This is a genomic window from Synechococcus elongatus PCC 6301 (genome assembly GCF_000010065.1).
Taxonomy (GTDB): Bacteria; Cyanobacteriota; Cyanobacteriia; order Synechococcales; family Synechococcaceae; genus Synechococcus; species Synechococcus elongatus.
Window position 1 is genome coordinate 1,456,347 of sequence record NC_006576.1, and the last position, 19,534, is coordinate 1,475,880.

21 protein-coding genes are annotated in these 19,534 nt (G+C 56.1%); 11 read left to right on the plus strand and 10 right to left on the minus strand.

Annotated elements, in window-relative coordinates; translation table 11 throughout:
- Window positions 1–26: 26 nt before the first annotated feature.
- From SYC_RS07125 to era, 4 genes are all read right to left on the minus strand, one after another.
- Window positions 27–776: a class I SAM-dependent methyltransferase gene (locus tag SYC_RS07125; RefSeq protein ID WP_011243655.1), complete on the minus strand. Its 750-nt coding sequence runs from the start codon at window positions 774–776 to the stop codon at window positions 27–29.
- 5 nt (window positions 777–781) lie between these two features.
- Window positions 782–1,132 carry a hypothetical protein gene (locus SYC_RS07130; RefSeq protein WP_011243656.1) on the minus strand — a complete coding sequence of 117 codons (351 nt, stop codon included), beginning with the start codon at window positions 1,130–1,132 and terminating at the stop codon, window positions 782–784.
- A gap of 98 nt (window positions 1,133–1,230) precedes the next feature.
- A complete protein-coding gene (locus SYC_RS07135; protein ID WP_231621364.1) occupies window positions 1,231–1,737 on the minus strand; it encodes a phycobiliprotein lyase in 507 nt (168 codons plus the stop codon).
- 138 nt (window positions 1,738–1,875) lie between these two features.
- Complete coding sequence (era, locus tag SYC_RS07140; RefSeq protein ID WP_011243658.1) at window positions 1,876–2,811, minus strand: GTPase Era; 936 nt, start codon at window positions 2,809–2,811, stop codon at window positions 1,876–1,878.
- A 93-nt stretch (window positions 2,812–2,904) separates the two neighbouring features.
- On the opposite strand from era, the gene SYC_RS07145 reads away from it, so the two are divergent.
- From SYC_RS07145 to SYC_RS07160, 4 genes are all read left to right on the plus strand, one after another.
- On the plus strand, window positions 2,905–3,339 hold the full coding sequence (locus SYC_RS07145; RefSeq protein WP_011243659.1) for a Mov34/MPN/PAD-1 family protein: 435 nt from the start codon (window positions 2,905–2,907) through the stop codon (window positions 3,337–3,339).
- 26 nt (window positions 3,340–3,365) lie between these two features.
- Window positions 3,366–4,541 carry a molybdopterin-synthase adenylyltransferase MoeB gene (gene moeB, locus SYC_RS07150; protein WP_011243660.1) on the plus strand — a complete coding sequence of 392 codons (1,176 nt, stop codon included), beginning with the start codon at window positions 3,366–3,368 and terminating at the stop codon, window positions 4,539–4,541.
- 435 nt (window positions 4,542–4,976) lie between these two features.
- Window positions 4,977–5,495, plus strand: coding sequence for a hypothetical protein (locus SYC_RS07155; protein WP_011243661.1), 519 nt, complete (start codon window positions 4,977–4,979; stop codon window positions 5,493–5,495).
- A 200-nt stretch (window positions 5,496–5,695) separates the two neighbouring features.
- Window positions 5,696–7,327 carry an alpha-D-glucose phosphate-specific phosphoglucomutase gene (locus tag SYC_RS07160; RefSeq protein WP_011243662.1) on the plus strand — a complete coding sequence of 544 codons (1,632 nt, stop codon included), beginning with the start codon at window positions 5,696–5,698 and terminating at the stop codon, window positions 7,325–7,327.
- 25 nt (window positions 7,328–7,352) lie between these two features.
- Here SYC_RS07160 and SYC_RS07165 read toward each other — a convergent pair whose 3' ends face one another.
- Together SYC_RS07165 and SYC_RS07170 are read right to left on the minus strand one after the other, a co-directional pair.
- Window positions 7,353–7,583, minus strand: a complete 231-nt coding sequence (locus tag SYC_RS07165; protein ID WP_011377471.1) for a hypothetical protein — start codon at window positions 7,581–7,583, stop codon at window positions 7,353–7,355.
- Window positions 7,580–8,197: a PAP/fibrillin family protein gene (locus SYC_RS07170; protein WP_011243663.1), complete on the minus strand. Its 618-nt coding sequence runs from the start codon at window positions 8,195–8,197 to the stop codon at window positions 7,580–7,582. The genes SYC_RS07165 and SYC_RS07170 overlap by 4 nt, the downstream gene beginning before the upstream one ends.
- 74 nt (window positions 8,198–8,271) lie before the next feature.
- Here SYC_RS07170 and SYC_RS07175 point away from each other — a divergent pair, with 74 nt between their 5' ends.
- Both SYC_RS07175 and mraY read left to right on the plus strand, forming a co-directional pair.
- A complete protein-coding gene (locus tag SYC_RS07175; protein WP_199290676.1) occupies window positions 8,272–8,511 on the plus strand; it encodes a DUF3134 domain-containing protein in 240 nt (79 codons plus the stop codon).
- Between the two features lie 5 nt (window positions 8,512–8,516).
- On the plus strand, window positions 8,517–9,623 hold the full coding sequence (gene mraY / locus SYC_RS07180; RefSeq protein WP_011243665.1) for a phospho-N-acetylmuramoyl-pentapeptide-transferase: 1,107 nt from the start codon (window positions 8,517–8,519) through the stop codon (window positions 9,621–9,623).
- On the opposite strand, the gene SYC_RS07185 is transcribed toward mraY, so the two are convergent.
- Complete coding sequence (locus SYC_RS07185; protein WP_011243666.1) at window positions 9,620–12,010, minus strand: response regulator; 2,391 nt, start codon at window positions 12,008–12,010, stop codon at window positions 9,620–9,622. The two genes, mraY and SYC_RS07185, sit on opposite strands and share 4 nt — an antisense overlap.
- 674 nt (window positions 12,011–12,684) lie before the next feature.
- On the opposite strand from SYC_RS07185, the gene SYC_RS07190 reads away from it, so the two are divergent.
- Together SYC_RS07190 and SYC_RS07195 are read left to right on the plus strand one after the other, a co-directional pair.
- Window positions 12,685–13,785, plus strand: a complete 1,101-nt coding sequence (locus tag SYC_RS07190) for a glycosyltransferase (protein ID WP_234701754.1) — start codon at window positions 12,685–12,687, stop codon at window positions 13,783–13,785.
- 7 nt (window positions 13,786–13,792) lie between these two features.
- Window positions 13,793–14,350: a methylated-DNA--[protein]-cysteine S-methyltransferase gene (locus SYC_RS07195; RefSeq protein ID WP_011243668.1), complete on the plus strand. Its 558-nt coding sequence runs from the start codon at window positions 13,793–13,795 to the stop codon at window positions 14,348–14,350.
- Here the strand turns inward: SYC_RS07195 and SYC_RS07200 are convergent.
- Window positions 14,347–15,891, minus strand: a complete 1,545-nt coding sequence (locus SYC_RS07200) for an AAA family ATPase (RefSeq protein ID WP_011243669.1) — start codon at window positions 15,889–15,891, stop codon at window positions 14,347–14,349. The genes SYC_RS07195 and SYC_RS07200 overlap by 4 nt on opposite strands.
- Before the next feature lie 154 nt (window positions 15,892–16,045).
- Here SYC_RS07200 and SYC_RS07205 point away from each other — a divergent pair, with 154 nt between their 5' ends.
- Window positions 16,046–16,378: a hypothetical protein gene (locus SYC_RS07205; protein ID WP_011243670.1), complete on the plus strand. Its 333-nt coding sequence runs from the start codon at window positions 16,046–16,048 to the stop codon at window positions 16,376–16,378.
- 303 nt (window positions 16,379–16,681) lie between these two features.
- On the opposite strand, the gene SYC_RS07210 is transcribed toward SYC_RS07205, so the two are convergent.
- Complete coding sequence (locus SYC_RS07210; protein WP_011243671.1) at window positions 16,682–17,323, minus strand: hypothetical protein; 642 nt, start codon at window positions 17,321–17,323, stop codon at window positions 16,682–16,684.
- A 172-nt stretch (window positions 17,324–17,495) separates the two neighbouring features.
- On the opposite strand from SYC_RS07210, the gene SYC_RS07215 reads away from it, so the two are divergent.
- Complete coding sequence (locus tag SYC_RS07215) at window positions 17,496–17,819, plus strand: DUF3082 domain-containing protein (protein WP_011243672.1); 324 nt, start codon at window positions 17,496–17,498, stop codon at window positions 17,817–17,819.
- Here the strand turns inward: SYC_RS07215 and SYC_RS07220 are convergent.
- The gene (locus SYC_RS07220; protein ID WP_011243673.1) at window positions 17,816–18,268 is read right to left on the minus strand and encodes an ABA4-like family protein; all 453 of its coding nucleotides are present in this window, start codon (window positions 18,266–18,268) and stop codon (window positions 17,816–17,818) included. The genes SYC_RS07215 and SYC_RS07220 overlap by 4 nt on opposite strands.
- 284 nt (window positions 18,269–18,552) lie before the next feature.
- Here SYC_RS07220 and SYC_RS07225 point away from each other — a divergent pair, with 284 nt between their 5' ends.
- Window positions 18,553–19,533: an alpha-ketoacid dehydrogenase subunit beta gene (locus SYC_RS07225; RefSeq protein ID WP_011243674.1), complete on the plus strand. Its 981-nt coding sequence runs from the start codon at window positions 18,553–18,555 to the stop codon at window positions 19,531–19,533.
- Window position 19,534 lies beyond the last annotated feature (1 nt).

Here is a 19,534-nt window from a genome sequence, read left to right on the forward strand (position 1 = left end):
GAAACCGCTGAGGATAGAATTTAGGCCTATTCTAGCCCAGCCCTTTTGTTGCCCTCAGGGCGGCTGCAGCGCCAAATCTTTTGGGTATCGGCATTGCCGAAATAGAGACAGTCAATCGCCGTAAACCCAGCGGCCCGCGCCCAAGCCTGCATCTCAGCGTCAGTCTCAGGAAAATCACTCTGGCGAATGTGGGTGTTGATAAACTCCTGCTCAGTCGCCGTCATGGCAGACCATTGGCCTTGCATGAGTTGCTGGTAGCGATCAAGGTACTGGCCTCGACTTTCATTGGGAAGCCGAAAGACATCTGCAAGCAATAGTTGGCCGCCAGGCTGCAGACATTGCCCAGCGGCTTGCCAAAAGGCTTGTTTCTGTTTCGCGCTGAGGTGGTGAACCGCGAAGGCGACCAAGATTTGGTCGAAGCGATCACGACAGGATTGCAGATAGTCCAGCAATTCACTCACCTGCAGCAACACCGGCACCTGGAGCCGGCTGACCTGGGCTTCAGCCAGTTGGAGCGCGACTGCGGAAAGATCGACCCCGCGATAGCTACGAATCAAACTGCCTTGCAGCGCAGGCACCGATTGACTGGCATCGCCACAACCCAGTTCCAATAGATCAAAGGGTTCTGTCAGGCTTTGATAGTGCGATCGCAGGATGCCGTAAACCTGCTGGTGATCCATGTAGTCGTACTGCAAGATCTTGTCGTAAACCTGCCAGCCCTGACTAAACGTTATTTGGACCGCCGCAAACGAGGGTTCTGGTTGCATCTCGCTCATCCGCTTCAGTACTCCCGACAGACAAACTTGAGAGCAGCACTTTTGGTGCGGGCGTTCACTGCCTGCCAACGATCGCTCAGCCCAGTACCACCGTTGAGGGCATAGCTCAGACCTTGATTGGGATCTTGGCAGTCCACCTTCAACTGCACAGTCGCGGGCGGTTGCCCCACTTCAGCCCAGCGCACAGTCACTTGACGATAGCGACCATTGCCATCGCGTTGGACAGCAGCTTCTACAAAAATCGTTAGATCAGGATTGGTGACAGCAGCAACCCGAATCCAGTTCTCAGCCTGAACGGGAGGGATCAGCAGTCCCAGCGAGAGACAACCCAGTAGCCAAGCGACATTGCAGCGCATGATTGCGAATCCTTAGCCTTATTCCTGAGATGTTTCTATTCTCGACAGGAAACTTGAAGGATGTCTACCTAGCTGGCCGCTTTGTGAAGTGTCGGGGCTTAGACCTCTGCCGGCGGTTCAGGCGGTTTGACGCCGAGCCGAATCTCAGAATAGAAAGAGCTGCGGCTGAGGCCCGTGCGATCGCGAATCAAGCTAGTCCGCAAGCGCAGGTTGGGATGGGCAAACCAAAACCGTTCTTCTACCTGCCCATCGGGCTGCTCAGTGGTCAGCGTCAGGCCCCGATGGTCGCCTTCAAACTGGTAGCGCCCCTGCCAGCAGCGATCGCCCCGCTGATGTACGAGCCGATCGCCCTCGGCTAGGAACACCAACAGACTCGTGCTGGCTGGCTGTTGGGGGGTTGCCTCCCAACGACTCTGGAGAGCAGCGATGGCGAGGCCTTGCTCAGCTATCAGAGCTTGGAGTTCTGGTGCATCCGCTGCGAGGAAATCAACGAACAGGGTAGTTTGGTCAGACTGATGCCAGTCTTGGGTAGCCCCGAGACGATAGCTCGTGCGCTGGGAAAACCACTTGCCCGCACAAGATTCCAAAAATTCAGCCAGGCTCACGGCAGCGCTTGCGACTCGACCCTTCGAGTCTCCCATCCCAGTTGAGCTTAGGGCAAATGGCAGTCGCTCAAGATGGCTCGTTCCAGTCGTCCGTGTTCTGGACAAGGAGCGATCGCATTCTGAAGACCCTGGACAAAATTACTCACTCTCAGGTCGGTAGCCCAGCTCTTCCAATTGGCTGCGCGATTGTCGCCACTTGGGCTGGACTTTGACGAATAGTTCTAGGTAAATTTTGCCGTCGATCAGCTTCTGCATTTGCTGGCGAGCTTCGCTGCCGATCGCCTTCATCATCGAGCCACCCTTGCCAATCAAGATCGCTTTCTGAGAGGGGCGTTCCACGCAAATCATGGCAAGGATGCGGGTGATCTTTTCATCCTCTTCAACCCGTTCAATCACCACCGCGACGGAGTGCGGCACTTCCTCGCGGGTTTGCAGCAAAATTTGCTCACGAATCAGCTCTGCCATGATGAAGCGCTCGGGCTGATCGGTGATGAGGTCGGGCGGGTAGTAATAGGGCCCAGGTTCTAGAGCGTGGGTCAGCTGTTCCAGCAAAGCACCTGTTCCTGCACCGGTTGTGGCTGAGAAGGTCTGCAACGGCCAATCGCGATCGCCCGCGAGTTGCGCATAGCTGGCCGCGATCGCTTCTGCATCTTCTGGTAACTGGCGATCGACCTTGTTTAGGCCAAGAACCGTCGGCACGCCAGCCCGTTGAATCAAATCCGCGATAAAAGCATCACCCCGTCCTGCCGGCACACTGCCATCAACAACAAACAGCACGAGGTCCACAATCCGAATCGCACTGCTGGCGTTTTGCACTAAGACGCTGCCGAGCTGGTGCTGGGGCTTGTGAATGCCGGGGGTATCGACAAAGACAATCTGAACTTGATCCGTCGTCAGCACACCCCGTAGCCGATTGCGGGTGGTTTGCGCCACTGGCGAGGTAATCGCAATTTTTTGCCCGACCAAGTGGTTCATCAAGGTTGACTTGCCCACATTGGGCCGCCCGATCAGCGCCACAAAGCCCGAACGAAAGCCCTCTGGGGCAACCGGAATCGTGGTGAAAAGGTCGGACATGAAGCTCTCAAGGGCAGATCGTAGACCTCAACCCTAGCCGCGATCGCCCCACCCTGCCTAGCATGATCGGCAGCGCTGTCCTCATCTACTGCCATGCTGACGCTGCTCCTGCCCGCGACCTGTCGTCACACGATCGCCGTTCATTTACAGCAGTGCTATCCCCAAGAAGGTTGCGGTTTGCTGTTGGGAGTGGACAGACGAGTTGAACAGGTTTGGCCCGCCACCAATGTCTGGCAGCCTGAGGACACCGATGAGGATCACGATCGCTGCGATCGCTATCAAGTTGATCCCCAAGCACTCCTGCAAGCCCAGCGCTACTGCCGCGACCGCCAATGGCAAATTCTCGGCATTTATCATTCGCATCCCGACCATCCGGCGGTTCCCTCAGAATGCGATCGCCAGCAGGCTTGGCCTGAGTATGTTTACCTCATCGCCTCAGTCACGCAAGGTAAGATTGAAGACTGTCGTTGTTGGCACCTGAACGACCAACGACAGTTTGAGGCGATCGCGATCGCCGAGCCGACCTGAGCAGGCTAAGGGCCCTAATTCAATCCATGCTCAACCTCGACACGGACTCTATTCAACTCACCCAAGACGACTACGCCCGCTACTCTCGGCATTTAATCCTGCCGGAAGTGGGTCTGGAAGGTCAAAAGCGTCTCAAGGCTGCCAAGGTGCTCTGCATCGGTACCGGTGGTCTGGGTTCACCACTGCTGCTCTATCTGGCGGCGGCAGGAATCGGACGGATTGGGATTGCCGATTTTGATATCGTCGACCACTCCAACCTGCAACGGCAAGTCATTCACGGCACCTCGTGGGTGGGCAAGCCCAAAATTGAATCGGCGAAAAACCGGATCCACGAGATCAACCCCTACTGTCAAGTCGATCTCTACGAAACGGCACTGAGTTCCGAAAATGCGCTGTCGATCCTCGAACCTTACGACGTGATTGTCGACGGCACCGACAACTTCCCGACGCGCTACCTCGTCAATGACGCCTGCGTGCTACTCGGGAAGCCCAACGTCTATGGCTCAATCTTCCGCTTTGAAGGCCAAGCGACGGTTTTCAACTACGAGGATGGCCCCAACTACCGCGACCTCTATCCAGAACCGCCGCCACCGGGCATGGTGCCCTCCTGCGCTGAGGGCGGTGTGCTCGGCATTTTACCGGGGATCATCGGTGTGATTCAGGCAACCGAGACGGTCAAAATTATTCTGGGTCAAGGCCAAACTCTGAGCGGTCGCCTACTGCTCTACAACGCACTGGATATGAAATTCCGCGAGCTAAAACTGCGGCCCAATCCAGAGCGTCCGGTGATCGATCGCCTGATCGATTACCAAGAGTTTTGTGGGATCCCCCAAGCGCAAGCAGCCGAAGCAGCTGCCACGGACTCGATCCCCGAGATCAGCGTCACGGAACTCAAGGCCATCCTCGATCGCCAAGATCCGGAAGTCTTGCTAATTGACGTGCGTAACCCCCACGAAGCAGAGATTGCCACGATTCCAGGAGCCATCTTGGTGCCACTGCCCGACATCGAAGCCGGTGCAGGTGTTGAGACAGTGCGTGAACTCCTCAACGGCAAGCGCGAGCTGATCGTTCATTGCAAGATGGGAGGGCGATCGGCCAAAGCCCTCGGCATTCTCAAAGAGGCGGGGATCACCGGCACGAACGTGGCTGGCGGGATCAACGCTTGGAGTCAAGACGTCGACCCCAGCGTGCCGCAGTACTAACTACTAGGGGCGATCGCCTGTAGTCATCCCAGCCCGATCGCAGTCCCTCCCAGCGAGGTAGAGGCGAGCGGGCTTTTTGCTGCCCACGCGACCGTGAGCATCGCATCACAATTCCCGAAAAATGCAGGAATTGAATCCTGAATCTTAGTGGTTTTGGATAACTAGTGGTTAGGTCCACCCGCTGTAGCAACGGCGCGATCGCCATCACACAAACTGTTACGTTCGACGCCGCGACTCCTAGGGAGCTAAGCACAGGAAGACAAGTGCTGTAGCTCAGACCCAGTCAGGCTTTTCGCAATTTGGTGGACTGCGATACAGACAGCTGCAGGATGAGCCATCACAGTTTGAAATTGAACAGTAAGTTTTTCTTAAGACCCAAATCCAAATAGGCGTAATACCCTAAATCTTGAATCTCGGTGGTGTGAGAGTGCGGTTATGACAAAACGCAAATCTCCTAGGCTCCATCGGCCTCGGCGCAGCCGTGTTGAGCCCTGTGAACCTGTCATTGACAGTATTCCTTGGGAACTTTACGAGGCGCTGCGTCAGCAGCATGAGGCATTACTCGATTGGGTTGCCCAGTTAGAGGCTACGGTGGCTGATCCACTCTTGCAGCCGCCATCTGTGCCTGCAGCCGCAACCGATGCGCAAGTGCAGCGTCTGCGCACAGAAAACCAAGAACTTCGCGATCGCTTAGATCGCCAGCAACGCTATATCTGCCAGTTAAAGCGGGCTTTGGAATCGAGCTTGGAAGGGCAAGTACCCATGGAGCTCTTGGCCAGCTTGCAACCCACGGTCGAAGCAGCTCCAAGCCCAGCCACGATCCCCCCAGTCCCCGCTGAACTCCTCTCTTCACCGCTGGAACCCGCAATCGCCAGTACCACCGTTGCGCCCAGCCCTCGTAAGAGTTTTGCGGCTGTGCAATTGCCACGCTTCCGCGAGGTACATCGCAGTTGAGGCTAGGGGACTAAGGTTGGCGGCTGAGGGCTAGTGACGGAAGCGATCGCCCCTCGACCGAAAACTTTCTCAGCAGAGAAAATTAAGGTGCGGTTACCCTTGAAACCGCCAGTCGGGGCGCATTTCTGCGAAGATGGCCACAACTTCTGCACCGATCTCTAGGGGATCCTGCCCAGAAGTCTGCCGCGAAACCCGAGCCTATGAATATCCACACTGTCGCGACGCAAGCCTTTAGCGACCAAAAGCCCGGTACCTCCGGCCTGCGCAAGCAAGTTCCTGTCTTCCAAAAACGGCACTATCTCGAAAACTTTGTCCAGTCGATCTTCGATAGCCTTGAGGGTTATCAGGGCCAGACGTTAGTGCTGGGGGGTGATGGCCGCTACTACAATCGCACAGCCATCCAAACCATTCTGAAAATGGCGGCGGCCAATGGTTGGGGCCGCGTTTTAGTTGGACAAGGCGGTATTCTCTCCACGCCAGCAGTCTCCAACCTAATCCGCCAGAACGGAGCCTTCGGCGGCATCATCCTCTCGGCTAGCCACAACCCAGGGGGCCCTGAGGGCGATTTCGGCATCAAGTACAACATCAGCAACGGTGGCCCTGCACCCGAAAAAGTCACCGATGCCATCTATGCCTGCAGCCTCAAAATTGAGGCCTACCGCATTCTCGAAGCCGGTGACGTTGACCTCGATCGACTCGGTAGTCAACAACTGGGCGAGATGACCGTTGAGGTGATCGACTCGGTCGCCGACTACAGCCGCTTGATGCAATCCCTGTTTGACTTCGATCGCATTCGCGATCGCCTGAGGGGGGGGCTACGGATTGCGATCGACTCGATGCATGCCGTCACCGGTCCCTACGCCACCACGATTTTTGAGAAGGAGCTAGGCGCGGCGGCAGGCACTGTTTTTAATGGCAAGCCGCTGGAAGACTTTGGCGGGGGTCACCCAGACCCGAATTTGGTCTACGCCCACGACTTGGTTGAACTGTTGTTTGGCGATCGCGCCCCAGATTTTGGCGCGGCCTCCGATGGCGATGGCGATCGCAACATGATCTTGGGCAATCACTTTTTTGTGACCCCTAGCGACAGCTTGGCGATTCTCGCAGCCAATGCCAGCCTAGTGCCGGCCTACCGCAATGGACTGTCTGGGATTGCGCGATCCATGCCCACCAGTGCGGCGGCCGATCGCGTCGCCCAAGCCCTCAACCTGCCCTGCTACGAAACCCCAACGGGTTGGAAGTTTTTCGGCAATCTGCTCGATGCCGATCGCGTCACCCTCTGCGGCGAAGAAAGCTTTGGCACAGGCTCCAACCATGTGCGCGAGAAGGATGGCCTGTGGGCCGTGCTGTTCTGGCTGAATATTCTGGCGGTGCGCGAGCAATCCGTGGCCGAAATTGTCCAAGAACACTGGCGCACCTACGGCCGCAACTACTACTCTCGCCACGACTACGAAGGGGTGGAGAGCGATCGAGCCAGTACGCTGGTGGACAAACTGCGATCGCAGCTACCCAGCCTGACCGGACAGAAACTGGGAGCCTACACCGTTGCCTACGCCGACGACTTCCGCTACGAAGATCCGGTCGATGGCAGCATCAGCGAACAGCAGGGCATTCGTATTGGCTTTGAAGACGGCTCACGTATGGTCTTCCGCTTGTCTGGTACTGGTACGGCAGGAGCCACCCTGCGCCTCTACCTCGAGCGCTTCGAAGGGGACACCACCAAACAGGGTCTCGATCCCCAAGTTGCCCTGGCAGATTTGATTGCAATCGCCGATGAAGTCGCCCAGATCACAACCTTGACGGGCTTCGATCAACCGACAGTGATCACCTGATCCCGCTGTTCTGATCGCTCGAACCCTAGGGCGATTTGCCCTCAACCTCAGTCTGGGGTTGGGGGCTTGCTGCGATCGCGAGTGATCGCCAGCGCCAGACCAGCGCGACTCCCAGCAGCAGGGGTGGCAGCAAAACCAAAGTCAACGCCACGGTATCGGTTGCCGGGAGGGGGAAGCGGGGACCCAGTTCTCGAATTGTCCAAGAAATAGCGATCGACAGACCGAGGAGTTGCAGTAAAAACAGTCCTGATTTCATGCGGATTGACCAGTGCCAGGCCGTTGCAAGACAAAGACGCTGCCTTCATTGCCGCGATTGATCCGCAGGTCTTGGTCGAGATACGTCAGCTCAATCCAGCCACGCCGATTGCCGGGCTGAACCGGGAAATCAATGCCCGTCCAAATGCGCTGATCCTGCCCCAGTCGCTCGACCCAAGTCGCCACATTGCGGTAGCCCAAGAAGCGCTCCAGTCCCAAAACAAGGCGCTGAAAGCTGACTTCCAGCCGGCGATCGGAAACTACTTCAAACTGGGCGGCAACGCTGACCAAGCCTGTCCCCAGAAGACTTTGCACCTCAGCTAAGTTGACGACGCGGCGATCGCTCAGGCGCAGACATTGCCAAATTTCACCCAGAGCGAGCAGGGGTAAGCGATCGATGCCCAGCAGTTCCAAACTGGTGGTGAACAACAGCTTCCAGTCGCCCTCCAGCAGGGCCGTTGCCGTCGTGGGCTCAGGCGTAGGATTGATTGCCTCCAGCTCTGCAATCGCCCGCAGGATACGGTCTGCCTCCGCCGGTTGAGGCTGCCACGGTTGTGAACAAGCAGCGATCGCTGCCAACAGGTCGTGCTTTTGGGCTGAGCAGTGAGCCGTCATGGCTGCGGTCCCTACGTTAGGATAAAAGATCGGTGCGAGTCATTGATCGTGCCCTAGCTTGCGTTGCCGCCACTATGCTCAAAAATCCTTCTCTCAAACAGTATCCCCGTCAGCAGCCAGCGCCGTTGCTGCCGGCATCGGATGAGCCCGATCTGTTGACTTGGCTCGAAAGCAGTGGCCGTTTAATCGCCCGCGATAATGTCGCAGAACCCGACTTCCCGACCGCTGAGGAAGAGGAAATTTCAGCCTTGATGGGCGTTGAGGATTCGTCCTACGACGATTACGACGAAGACGATTCCTACGACGAAGACTAGGCGGAGTGGCTCCTGTGTCTTGGGGACAGGCGCTCCGCAACTACAAGCCCACCGGCCAGCAGCTGTTTTTCAGCCTAACCGCTCTCTTGGCGGCTGCGGTTTGGGGTCGCGATCGTCAGTTAGACATTGGGCTGTTCAGCCCCCAAAGTCAATTGCTGGCTTTGGGGTTGGGTTTTAGCCTCGCGGCGATCGCCGGCTACTGGGTCGTGCCGCTGCTTCGTCGCATCAAGGCAGGGCAATTTATTCGCGAAGATGGGCCGCAGTCCCATTTGCAAAAAGCCGGAACCCCGACCATGGGAGGCATTTTTGCGATTCCTGCTGGCCTCTTGCCTGCCCTGATTCTGGCGGGGCGATCGCCCCTAGTGTGGGCGCTGGCGTTCGTGACGCTGGCCTATGCCACGATCGGTTGGCTGGATGACTGGCAAATTCTGCGGCATCGCAACAACAAAGGAATTTCTCCCAAGCTCAAGCTCTGCCTGCAGTTTGGGGCTGCCTTCCTCTTCTGCCTATGGCTGATCAGCCAGCAGGGTTGGCAAGGCACAATCACGACGATCACTCTGCCCTTTGGCTGGAGTTTAGCCCTCAGTCTGCTGTTCTGGCCCTTGGCCGTCTTCACCTTGGTGTCCGAGAGCAATGCGACCAACCTGACCGATGGGTTGGATGGGCTAGCAGGGGGAACAGGTGCCGCTGTCCTTGCTGGCTTGGGTCTCTGGCTGGCACCTCAAGACCCGGCGATCGCGACCTTCTGCTGCAGTTTGGCTGGGGGCTTCCTCGGCTTTCTCCTCCACAATCGCAACCCAGCCCGTGTCTTCATGGGTGATACCGGATCTCTCGCTTTGGGCGGGGCGATCGCCGCGATCGCGATCGTGGCTAACTGCCTCTGGGTGCTGTTGGTGATGGGCGGCTTATTTGTCTTGGAATCGATCTCCGTCATACTCCAAGTCAGCTACTACAAAGCCACCAAAGGGCCTGATGGCAAAGGTAAGCGCTTATTGCGCATGGCTCCTTGGCACCATCATCTCGAACTGGGGGGCTGGAGCGAGACACAGGTGGTCGCCAGTTTTTATGGCTTGACGCTGCTGTTGATTGCCAGTTGTTGGCTCTTAAACTAGCTGAGCAAGTCCTCATTGACGGTGCTAAAGCTGCGGCCTTCAGCCACCACAATGCGATCGCCGCCCTTCTCTAGAGCTCGGCTGAGCACATCAATCGCTGCTGTAGTCAAGCTCGACAGGTCGGTTCCATGGATCGGAAATTCGGCAATGCCAGCACTGATCCGAATCGGAGCCTGACCCACCAACTCCGCTGAAGCCTCTCTGGACTGCTGGAGTAGTAATTTCACCTGTTCGATCCGCTGGATCGCGATCGACCAACCGACGCCGTAAAAGCCCAAGACAAATTGCTCATCGGTCCAACGGGCAACAACATCCTCGCGGCGGCAAGAGCGCTGGAGTCGGGCAGCCAGCTGGATCAGCTGCTGTCGATGAACTCCCGGAGCGATCGCCTCTCCTTCTGGCGGGGGCGACAGTTGAATCACCGCTAGGGTCAAGGGCTGACGATAGCGCTGGGCCAGGCCTAGTAGCAGCGACAACACCTCTCGGGCACGCCGTTGATTCACCAAACCAGTCAGGTTATCGGCGGCAGCCAGCCGCTGGAGCTGGCGGTACTTTTCCAAGCGGTTGTAAATCCGAGCCACTAGCTCGGAACTGGCGATCGGCTTCGTGATTACATCATCAGCGCCGTAGCGCAGGGCTTGCTGAACCAATTCAGAATCGTAGCGCTCCGCCAAAATCAGGATGGGCTGATTGATCCAGTAGCGATCGCTGCGCAGGGCTCGACAGAGCTCAAAGCCGTTGTAGCCCGGTAAATCGGCATCCAAGATGATCAGATCAGGCTGACTGCTCTCGAGTATTTCCCAGAATTGTTCGCCGCGCTTGCAGACCGTTAATTGCCAGCCCCAGGGTTGCAAGAGCTGTTGCAGGTAGGTCAGCAAAGCCGGGTCATCATCAGCAATGAGGACAGTGTCTGGGGTAACCTGCGGCTCCAGAAAGGTAAAGGCCTGATCAAGGATGACTTCCGCACTGACGAACTTGTGAAAAAAGCGCTGGCTACCCAGTCTGGCTGCCTGAATCCGCGAGGGCAAACTACTATCGGAGACCAGCAGAATGGGCAAGTGCGGTTGACTCTGGACTAAATCCACCAGCAACGGATCCTCGAGTTGCTCGGGTGCAACCTCGAGAATCAGCAGATCGATCGCTTGGGAATCGAGACTATCGGCCGCACTGTCGAGATCCAGCCGGATCGTTGCCCCAAGGCCGCGCAGATTCGCTTTAGTGGCAACTTCTTCCGCCCATTGGCGATCGCGGCTCCAGACTTCGATCTGATTGCGGAGTCGTCGGCCATTGATCGCCGAAGCTGGGGCTAAGGGCGTGAGCGATCGCACCGGCGGTAGGGCATCCGAGGCTCCGAGCAGCACCCGCAGCTGTTGCACCTGAGCCAGCAGCGATTCTAGGGTAGTGGGGTTGGCCTCAGTTTCTAACTCCAAGGAGTGTAATCCAGCCGCCAGAATTCGGGCATTCTGCGACTCCTTCTCAAAGCCGAAGCTGCCGAGCGCACCCGCTAACGTCTGAGCATGACGGTAGGCCTCAGTCCGTTCAATGGCAGGAATCTGCTCCCAACCTGACAGGGTAATCGCGATCGCATCCAGCCGTTGCCAGTACTCATGGCGATAGCGTTGCCAAATCGCTTGCCGATTGGGAATTTGTGGAGCGTCATCTATGGACTGTGCAGCGTGGTTATCGAGGGTCTTGGGTTGCGATCGCCAATGCCAACCGAGGCCGTAGAGGAGTTCTAAACTTTCTGGAGAGCCGGCCACTGCCAGTTTGTAGTTGAGCTCTGTCACAATTTCCGAGAGCTGCAGGGGATTCGGCGCAACAGATTGAGGCCAAATCATACGCAGCAAAATCGACTCACTAAAGACGCGATCGGGAGAACTGAGCAACAGTTCTAGTAGGTCGTACTCCTCGGGTCGTAAATTGAGGTTGATGCCGTCGAAGGAGGCTTGGCGCGATCGCGGCTGGAGGATGAAGTTGCCCCGACGGAACTGATCTGATTGCAAGGTCCGCAAGCGCCGCACCACTGCTCGCAGACGCGTGACAAATTCTGTCACGGGCATCGATTGCAGCCAGACTTCATCGGCCCCAGAGTCTAACAAGGCAATCGCCGGATCGTAGTCACCAGGGGCCGTGATCAGGACAATTGGCAGATCGTTGCGAGCCTTTAGTCCCGGCTCAGATTGACGCAACTGCTGACAGAATTGCGTCGTGTCGCTAGCTGACTGTAAACCATTAATAAAAATCAGGTCAGCATTGGCTGATTGGAGACTTTTAATCCCGATGGGTAGGGAGGGAACAACCTTAAGCGCAATTCCTTCAGTTGTTAAAGCCTTACGCCAGCCTGCGGGGAGTTGCTCATTATTTACTACTAATAAAGCGCAAACCATATCGAGGGACTCCGTTAAAATTGCTCATCTCTAGAGACTTGGTCTAGAGGAGATTCATAGAATTGCTGAGGGAAATTTTGTTGACCAATGGACTTTTACACTCTGCTGATGGCTTCCACAGGCTGACTCATTGTCATTGTCAGTCCCAAAACAGGGAGGGATAAATGTGTTAAAAAAGTAAATTTTTTGGAAGGAATAGACTGTATTAATGCTAGGGCTGCTCCAGAATTTTAGCTGTTTGCTTACTCTGGACATTCATGAATATTAATACCAGATTGTTTGACGTCAGGGCGGTTATCTTGACAAGGTTTATCAGCTTCAATCAGATGGAGCAGCCGCACCTCAGGGTGGCCGTCTAGACTCAGTCGATCGATTGAGGATCACGGCATTTTGGATCCATGCCTTGATAAAGGTTGTTGGAGTCTAACGCGATTGTGGTCTGCGGATCAGTTGTGCCGAGCAGACAACACCTGAATTGTTCAGGCCGTGGAGATGGGGGCAGCACAAGACCGAGGCTGGATGCGGGCTCAGTGCAGTGCCCTTGCGATCGCGTCTTGGACATCATTGAGGTGGAATAGCGAAACTGTCCTAGCGGCTCTCTGAGCAATTTGTCGAGAGGGGCGATCGCCTCGTATGCTGGGCAGCAGTTTGCGTCGGAGCCCCAGTGGTTGGCGTTGCCCTTTCTATCCTTGGTCATTCCGACCTTTAACGAAGCGGAAAATATTCAGCCCCTGTTGCTGCAGCTGAATGAGCTACTCGATCGCGCCTTAGCCGATCGCTATGAACTGATTGTGGTGGATGATGACAGCCCCGATCGCACCTGGGCTTTAGCTGAACAGCTTCAGCCAAAGCTACCGATGCTGACCGTGTTGCGTCGCCAAGGTGATCGCGGTTTGGCGACAGCCGTAGTCTACGGTTGGCAGCGGGCACAGGGAGAAATTCTCGGGGTGATCGACGGTGATCTCCAACACCCGCCGGAAACGCTGCTGGCCTTGATCCAGACTATGCAAGCTGGGGCTGACTTAGCTGTGGCGAGTCGGAATGTCTCTGGCGGCGGCGTCAGTGATTGGAGCGTCTGGCGGCGGTTGGGTTCACGGGGGGCACAGCTGCTGGGCCTGCTGATTTTGCCTGAGGTGCTGGGACGGGTCAGCGACCCTATGAGTGGCTACTTTATGGTGCGGCGATCGCGGCTGGATCTGCCCAGTTTGCAACCCCGCGGCTACAAAATTCTGCTGGAAGTCATTGCCAAGGGACAGATTCGACAGATTCGAGAGGTAGGGTTTATCTTCCGCGAGCGCAGCCAAGGCGAGAGCAAGGTCACGGCGCGGGAATATTGGCACTACCTCCAGCACCTCTGCAGCCTGCGACTCCAGCGCTGGGAAAGTGCTCGTTTCCTCAAATTTGTTGGGGCGGGGGCCACGGGCGTCATCGTCGACAGTGTTGTCCTCTATCTCTTGCACGATCCCAGTCGCTTGGGCTGGCCCTTGCTCCTCAGTAAGTTCATAGCGGCTGAGGTCGCAATTCTCAATAACTTTGTCTTCAATGAATTCTGGACATTTGGGGATTTGGCCCGGGGTAGCCAGCGCCGCTATTGGCCTCGTCGCTTCCTCAAGTTCAATCTGATTTGCTCGTTGGGTATTTTCTTAAATCTGCTCATTCTTAGCCTTTTGGTGGAAGGACTGAAGCTGCACTATCTGCCATCGAATTGGGTAGCGATCGCGGTTGTGACGCTCTGGAACTTCTGGCTGAATCGCAAACTGACGTGGGTCGGTTGATGCACGGATGGAATCCACAGGGTTAAGAATTCATTGGCAGCCCCCTTCGGAATCGGCGCAGAGCGAGCAACTGATCTACGGAATACACCGCACTCTCTTCGGGGACTGTTTGATTGCCAAGACTGCAATCGGTATTTGTCAGCTGGAGCTGTTTGACAGGCTGAGTCCTACTGAAGCGCGGCAATATGTCCAAGCAACTTGGCCAAAGGCAGATATCGAGGATCAGCCGACTGCAACGATCGCGATCGCCCAGCAACTCTTTTGCCATGCAGCCAAGGATCCAGACCCACTCTGTCTGCATGTACGTAGCACAGTCTTACAACAGCAAGTCTGGCAATCGCTGCTGCAGATTCCTCGGGGAGCCACCACGACCTATCAAGCCTTAGCAGTCGCGATCGGACGACCCAAGGCTGCCCGTGCAGTTGGCAATGCAGTTGGTAAAAATCCGATCGCCTACCTCATTCCCTGCCATCGCGTCGTTCGACAGTCGGGGGAATTAGGGGGCTGTCGCTGGGGGCGCGATCGCAAACAACAGCTCTTAGCTTGGGAAGCAGAATGCTTCTAAAAACCCAAAGCGTCCAGTTGCTGAGTCAGAGGCTTTTCCGTCGCGATCGCTCGCACGAATCCTTGCTCATCTTCACTAAAGTCTTGCCAAGCAGTAAGTTGCTGAGCGAGTAAATCAGCAGTTGCATCTGCGATATCCCCTTGGCGGGCTTGCAGTCGTTGCCGCAACGTTTCTTCCGAAGCTTGGCAATGCAGAATCTGAATCGGAATTTGTTGAGCCTGAGCTGCTGTTAGGGCAGCCCCTCGATAGGCTTGTCGGTCGTATTTCGCATCGAGTATGACGCGATAGCCCGCTTGAGCGAGGCCCAGTCCTAGGTACAGGAGGCGACCATAAGTGCGATCGCTCATTTCAGGGCTGTAGATCTCAGGCCCGCCCCGTTCCAAGAGCGAGATACCCGCCAAATGCTTGCGGACAGCGTCCGATCGCAAAATGATGGCTCTCTGCCGTTCCGCGATCGTGCGTCCTAGGGTGGACTTACCCGAGCCCGAAAGACCACTGAGGAGCAGCAATTCTCCCTGCTGAGCCGGCTGGGCATAGGCATGAGCTAACTGATAGTAAGCAGCCGCTTGATCAAACGCCTGTTGCCGGCGATCGCTGTCAATTGCTGGATCATCTAACAGAAACGAAGTGACTTTTGCGCGGACATAGGCTTGACGACTCAAATACAGGGGCAAAACCTGTAGCCCTTCCCAATCGCCACTCATTTCAGCATAGGCATTGAGAAAAGCTGTGCCTAAATCTTGGCGTCCCCGCGCATCCAAGTCCATGACCAAGAAGGCGATGTCGTACATGGTGTCGACAAAGCGAAATGGCTCATTGAACTCAATGCAGTCAAAGAGGAAGAGTTGATTGTCCCAACGGCAGAGATTGCCTAAATGCAGATCGCCATGGCATTCCCGGATTTTGTCAGCAGCCAGCCGCGCTGCAAATAGGTCAGCTTTCGTATCAAAGAAGCGATCGCTAAAGGCTTTGGTTGTGTCAAATTGAGCCTGAGTCTGTGGACCGCCGATATAGTGCAGAGTCTGCTGATAGTTCTCATCAAATGCTTTGCGGATCTGGGCAACTTGACCGTAGCTGCGGACATGGTCATCAACCCAGGTTTTAGTATGAAACTCAGCAACGACCGCTGCCAATTGCCGCATCACGCTAGCATCGAGCTGACCAGACTCAAATTGTTCCGAAAATAAGCAGCCCTTGGGAAACTGCTTCATCTGCAACACATATTCAGCGGCTGGCTCTGTTTCAGCAAACTGATAGCGATCGCCGGCTTGTGAAATTGCCAAGACTTGCTGATAAAGCGGGGCAGCAGTCCGTTGATTGAGCCGCAGTTCTTCCTGGAGAAAATGCTGGCGCTTTTCGAGTGTTGAATAATCTAAAAAGCCAAAATAAACCGGTTTTTTCAGCTTGTAAGCATAGGGACCAGTCAGCAGAACGTAGGAGCAGTGCGTTTGATAAAGCTGGACTGGGGCTTCGACCACATGCGGATAAAACTCAGGCTGCAACATCTGCTGAATTAAAGGAGGCAGAGCAGCATCCGTCATGGTTTTGGCCTAGAGCAACAGTTCTACCGTGGCACGATCGTCAAAGCTTGAGCAAGCGCGATCGCCGGAATCCCAGCGCTAGGATGCAACTATCGGGATTCAGTTGCGGGAACCCTCAGCACTGTCTCACCCCCTGCTTGGGGAGAGGTCGATCATGAAACACGCAACAGCGCCTAACAGTGACCAACAAATTTATCAGTTGTCATTTCTCTGGAACGGGGCCTATTGGACCGATAGCGACGGCATCTCTCACTTTGACCTCCTGCTCAAGGCAGTGATGCCCACTGATCGCCAGCCCCAAGCTGCCACGATTTGCTTCTCCTCAGAACCGCAGCCCCACAGTGAGCACTCTCTCGATCTGATTCGAGTCGATACCTACATCGACACCTATACAGTGCCGGCTTTGCCGGACTTGCCCCTGATCCCCATCACTAGCGATCATCTCCCTAAGCTGCCCGTCTGGTGGCTAGATTTCCTCTTCGATTGAGCCTTAGTAGACGCGGATTGAGCGATCGCGAGTCCTTCAGGCGATCGGCATTGAGCAGAGAGGTTAGAACGTTTTTGCCTTAGCTGATGAGGCGCTAACCGGTGGTCAATACCAGCTAGTTTTACCCGTAGCGATCGCTGCTTCACCGATCAGTCTCATCCGAACTCTTGTTGCGGGGGTTGGGGGAAGGCAAGTTCTCCATAGTGCGCGCGGTGGGGGTGCGCAATCACCCTTGCGGACAGAGTCCATCCAAAACCCAGTCGTCCTAACCTGCTTACAGACCGCTACAGGCAACCCTGCCAACTACGCTGAGGCCGAAGGAGGGGCCGTGGGCAATGCTGTTGGCTGAAAGCAGTAGTACAAGGCATTGTTATCCACCACTTCAGGACTTGCTTCAAGGAGGCTAGCTTCCGCTTCCAGAAAAGCTCGGAGATCCGCCGTCGGCCAAGTCACCAAAGCACTGGCTTGGGTCACCCAATCCACCAAACTGACGCGACCCTGATTCTGTTGAATGAGGTCATGCAGCAGGCGGCGCAGTTGCTGTTGCTGTTCTTGCCGCTGCGGATCAAAAGGAAAGCGATAGCGGATGTTGCCCAGCTCATCCGAGCTGACTTCCGCATTGAGCAGCAGAGCTTCGGTCTTCAAGAAGGATTTCAACTCCTCCGTGGGCCAAGGCACGCGGGCACTGGCACAAGTCACCCACTCAATCACCCCCAAACTTCCCTGGGACTCGCGAATTAAACCATGCAGAAACCGCTGCAAACGTTGCCGTTGGCGCAGCTGCCGCTGTTTGCGAAAGTTTAGTTCTAGTAAGCTTCCCGCGCTTGTCGCGACCAAACCGCCGCCGCCAAACAGAATGATGCTAGCCTCCTGTTGTTCGCGGCTATAACCCCATGCTGCGGGATTGGTACTGGCGATCCCGATTCCCAAGACTAAGCTAGGCACTCCACCCAAAAGGAGGTGACAGCTAGGAGCCGCTGTAAGTACAGATCCACCATGCGCCGATCCCCGTCTCTTAACGTTGAGTATGGCGCGATGACCCCACTCCTGAGAGCCGCGTTACTGCCTCGGTTTTCAGCGAGACTAGAGCTAGTTTTGTTTGGCGATCGCCCGATTCATGAGTGAAGAGCAGCAGACCCGACCGGCTGAAACGCCCGCTGGCAATCCACCACCAACGCCACTGAGCTGTTGGAGTGGTTCGGCAGTATCAGGGGCGATCGCGGTAGGCGCCTACTTCCTGACGGTGTCGATCGCCAGTAGTTTTGCCGCCAAGCCTCTGCCGACCGGCAACGCCTTTGCCCAAAACATTGCGGTCGCGGTACGAACGCTCATCGTCGGCATGGGTGCACTGGCGACTGGCATTTTTGGAATTGTGGCGTTGGGCTTGCTCCTACTTGGTATTCAAGTCGGGCTGCAAGGTTTACGCAAAGCCCAAAGCTAGGCCGTTGTGGTTGAGGCAGCTTGCCGCTGTTGCCACCACTGCCAAATCGCTTGGGTGATCAGGTGGCTGAGTAGTCCGAGTGGGCCGGCAAATAAGCAGAGAACCAAGGAGTGACGCACGGGAAGGCCCGGTTTCTCGGCTGCGGTTTGGGCCACCCATCGCCCCACAAACAGATCCAGCACGACAAAGTGAATCCAACCCGCTGCGGTCACGCCCGGGTCGGCGAAGGCCTGAGCAATATCAGCTAGCTTGGGGCTGGCTAGGGCAGCGGCAGATTCTGGCGAAACAGCGGTCACCAGCAAGAAGAGATAGGCGATCGCGAGGACTGCGAATGGGTAGGGCGAGTTGATAATCCGCTGGGTCCAAGTCCAGCGAGGTCGCCCAATCAACAAGAGCCAAAAGGGCAAGACAGCCAAATTGGCACCGTTAAAAAAGAGTTCAGCCAGCATCGGAGCAGCCCAGGAACGCCACAACGTCTCAAATGTAACGATTGGCAGCCAGTCGGCGAGGGGATCGCTAGGCTGAAAGCAAACGATGGAAGCGCTTGCACTATGACTGCTTTGACCTACAGCGACCTCGGCCTGCTCATTCTCTTTCTGTCGCCGGGGCTGCTGCTATCAGTGTTAATTCTGGGGACTTTTGCCAAGGGCGGCTAGGACGATCGCTATCCGAGCCTGAAGGCAACCGGCTATCATTCTAAGATTGCGCAGACTTTGCCGCCTTCGAGGAACCCATGGCCGAAACCTTCATGTTCAACGCCCTACGGGCTGCAATCGATGAAGAAATGGCTCGTGACCCCAATGTTCTTGTCCTCGGAGAGGACGTGGGTCATTACGGCGGTTCTTATAAAGTCACCAAAGACCTCTACCAAAAGTACGGCGACTTTCGGTTGCTCGACACGCCGATCGCCGAGAATGGCTTCACAGGGATGGCTGTCGGTGCAGCCATGACCGGCCTGCGGCCGATTGTGGAAGGCATGAACATGGGCTTCTTGCTCTTGGCCTTCAACCAAGTCGCCAACAACGCGATGCTCCGCTACACCTCCGGCGGTAACTTCACGATTCCGATCGTCTTCCGCGGTCCTGGTGGCGTCGGTCGCCAACTTGGGGCAGAACACTCGCAACGGTCGGAAGCCTACTTCCACGCAGTGCCCGGCCTAAAGATTGTGGCCTGTTCGACGCCCTGCAATGCCAAAGGTCTTCTGAAAGCGGCCATCCGCGACAACAACCCCGTGCTGTTCTTCGAGCACGTGCTGCTTTACAACCTCAAAGAAGACCTGCCCGACGAAGAGTACATCTGCCCGCTCGATAAGGCGGAAATCGTCCGTCCCGGCAAGGATGTCACAGTCCTCACCTACTCCCGCATGCGCTACCACTGTCTGCAGGCGGTGAAGACACTGGAAAAAGAGGGCTTTGATCCGGAAGTGATCGACTTGATTTCGCTCAAGCCCTTCGACTTTGAAGCGATCGAAGCATCGGTGCGCAAAACCCACCGCGTCGTCATCGTTGAAGAATGCATGAAGACAGGCGGTATTGCAGCGGAGCTGTCGGCAGCCATCATGGAGCGCTGCTTTGATGAACTGGATGCGCCGGTAGTGCGTCTGTCATCACAGGACATCCCCACGCCCTACAACGGCAAGCTAGAAAACCTGACGATCGTGCAGCCCGAGCAAATTGTGGCTGCTGTCAAAGATCTCTTGTCTGCTAAGGTCTAGG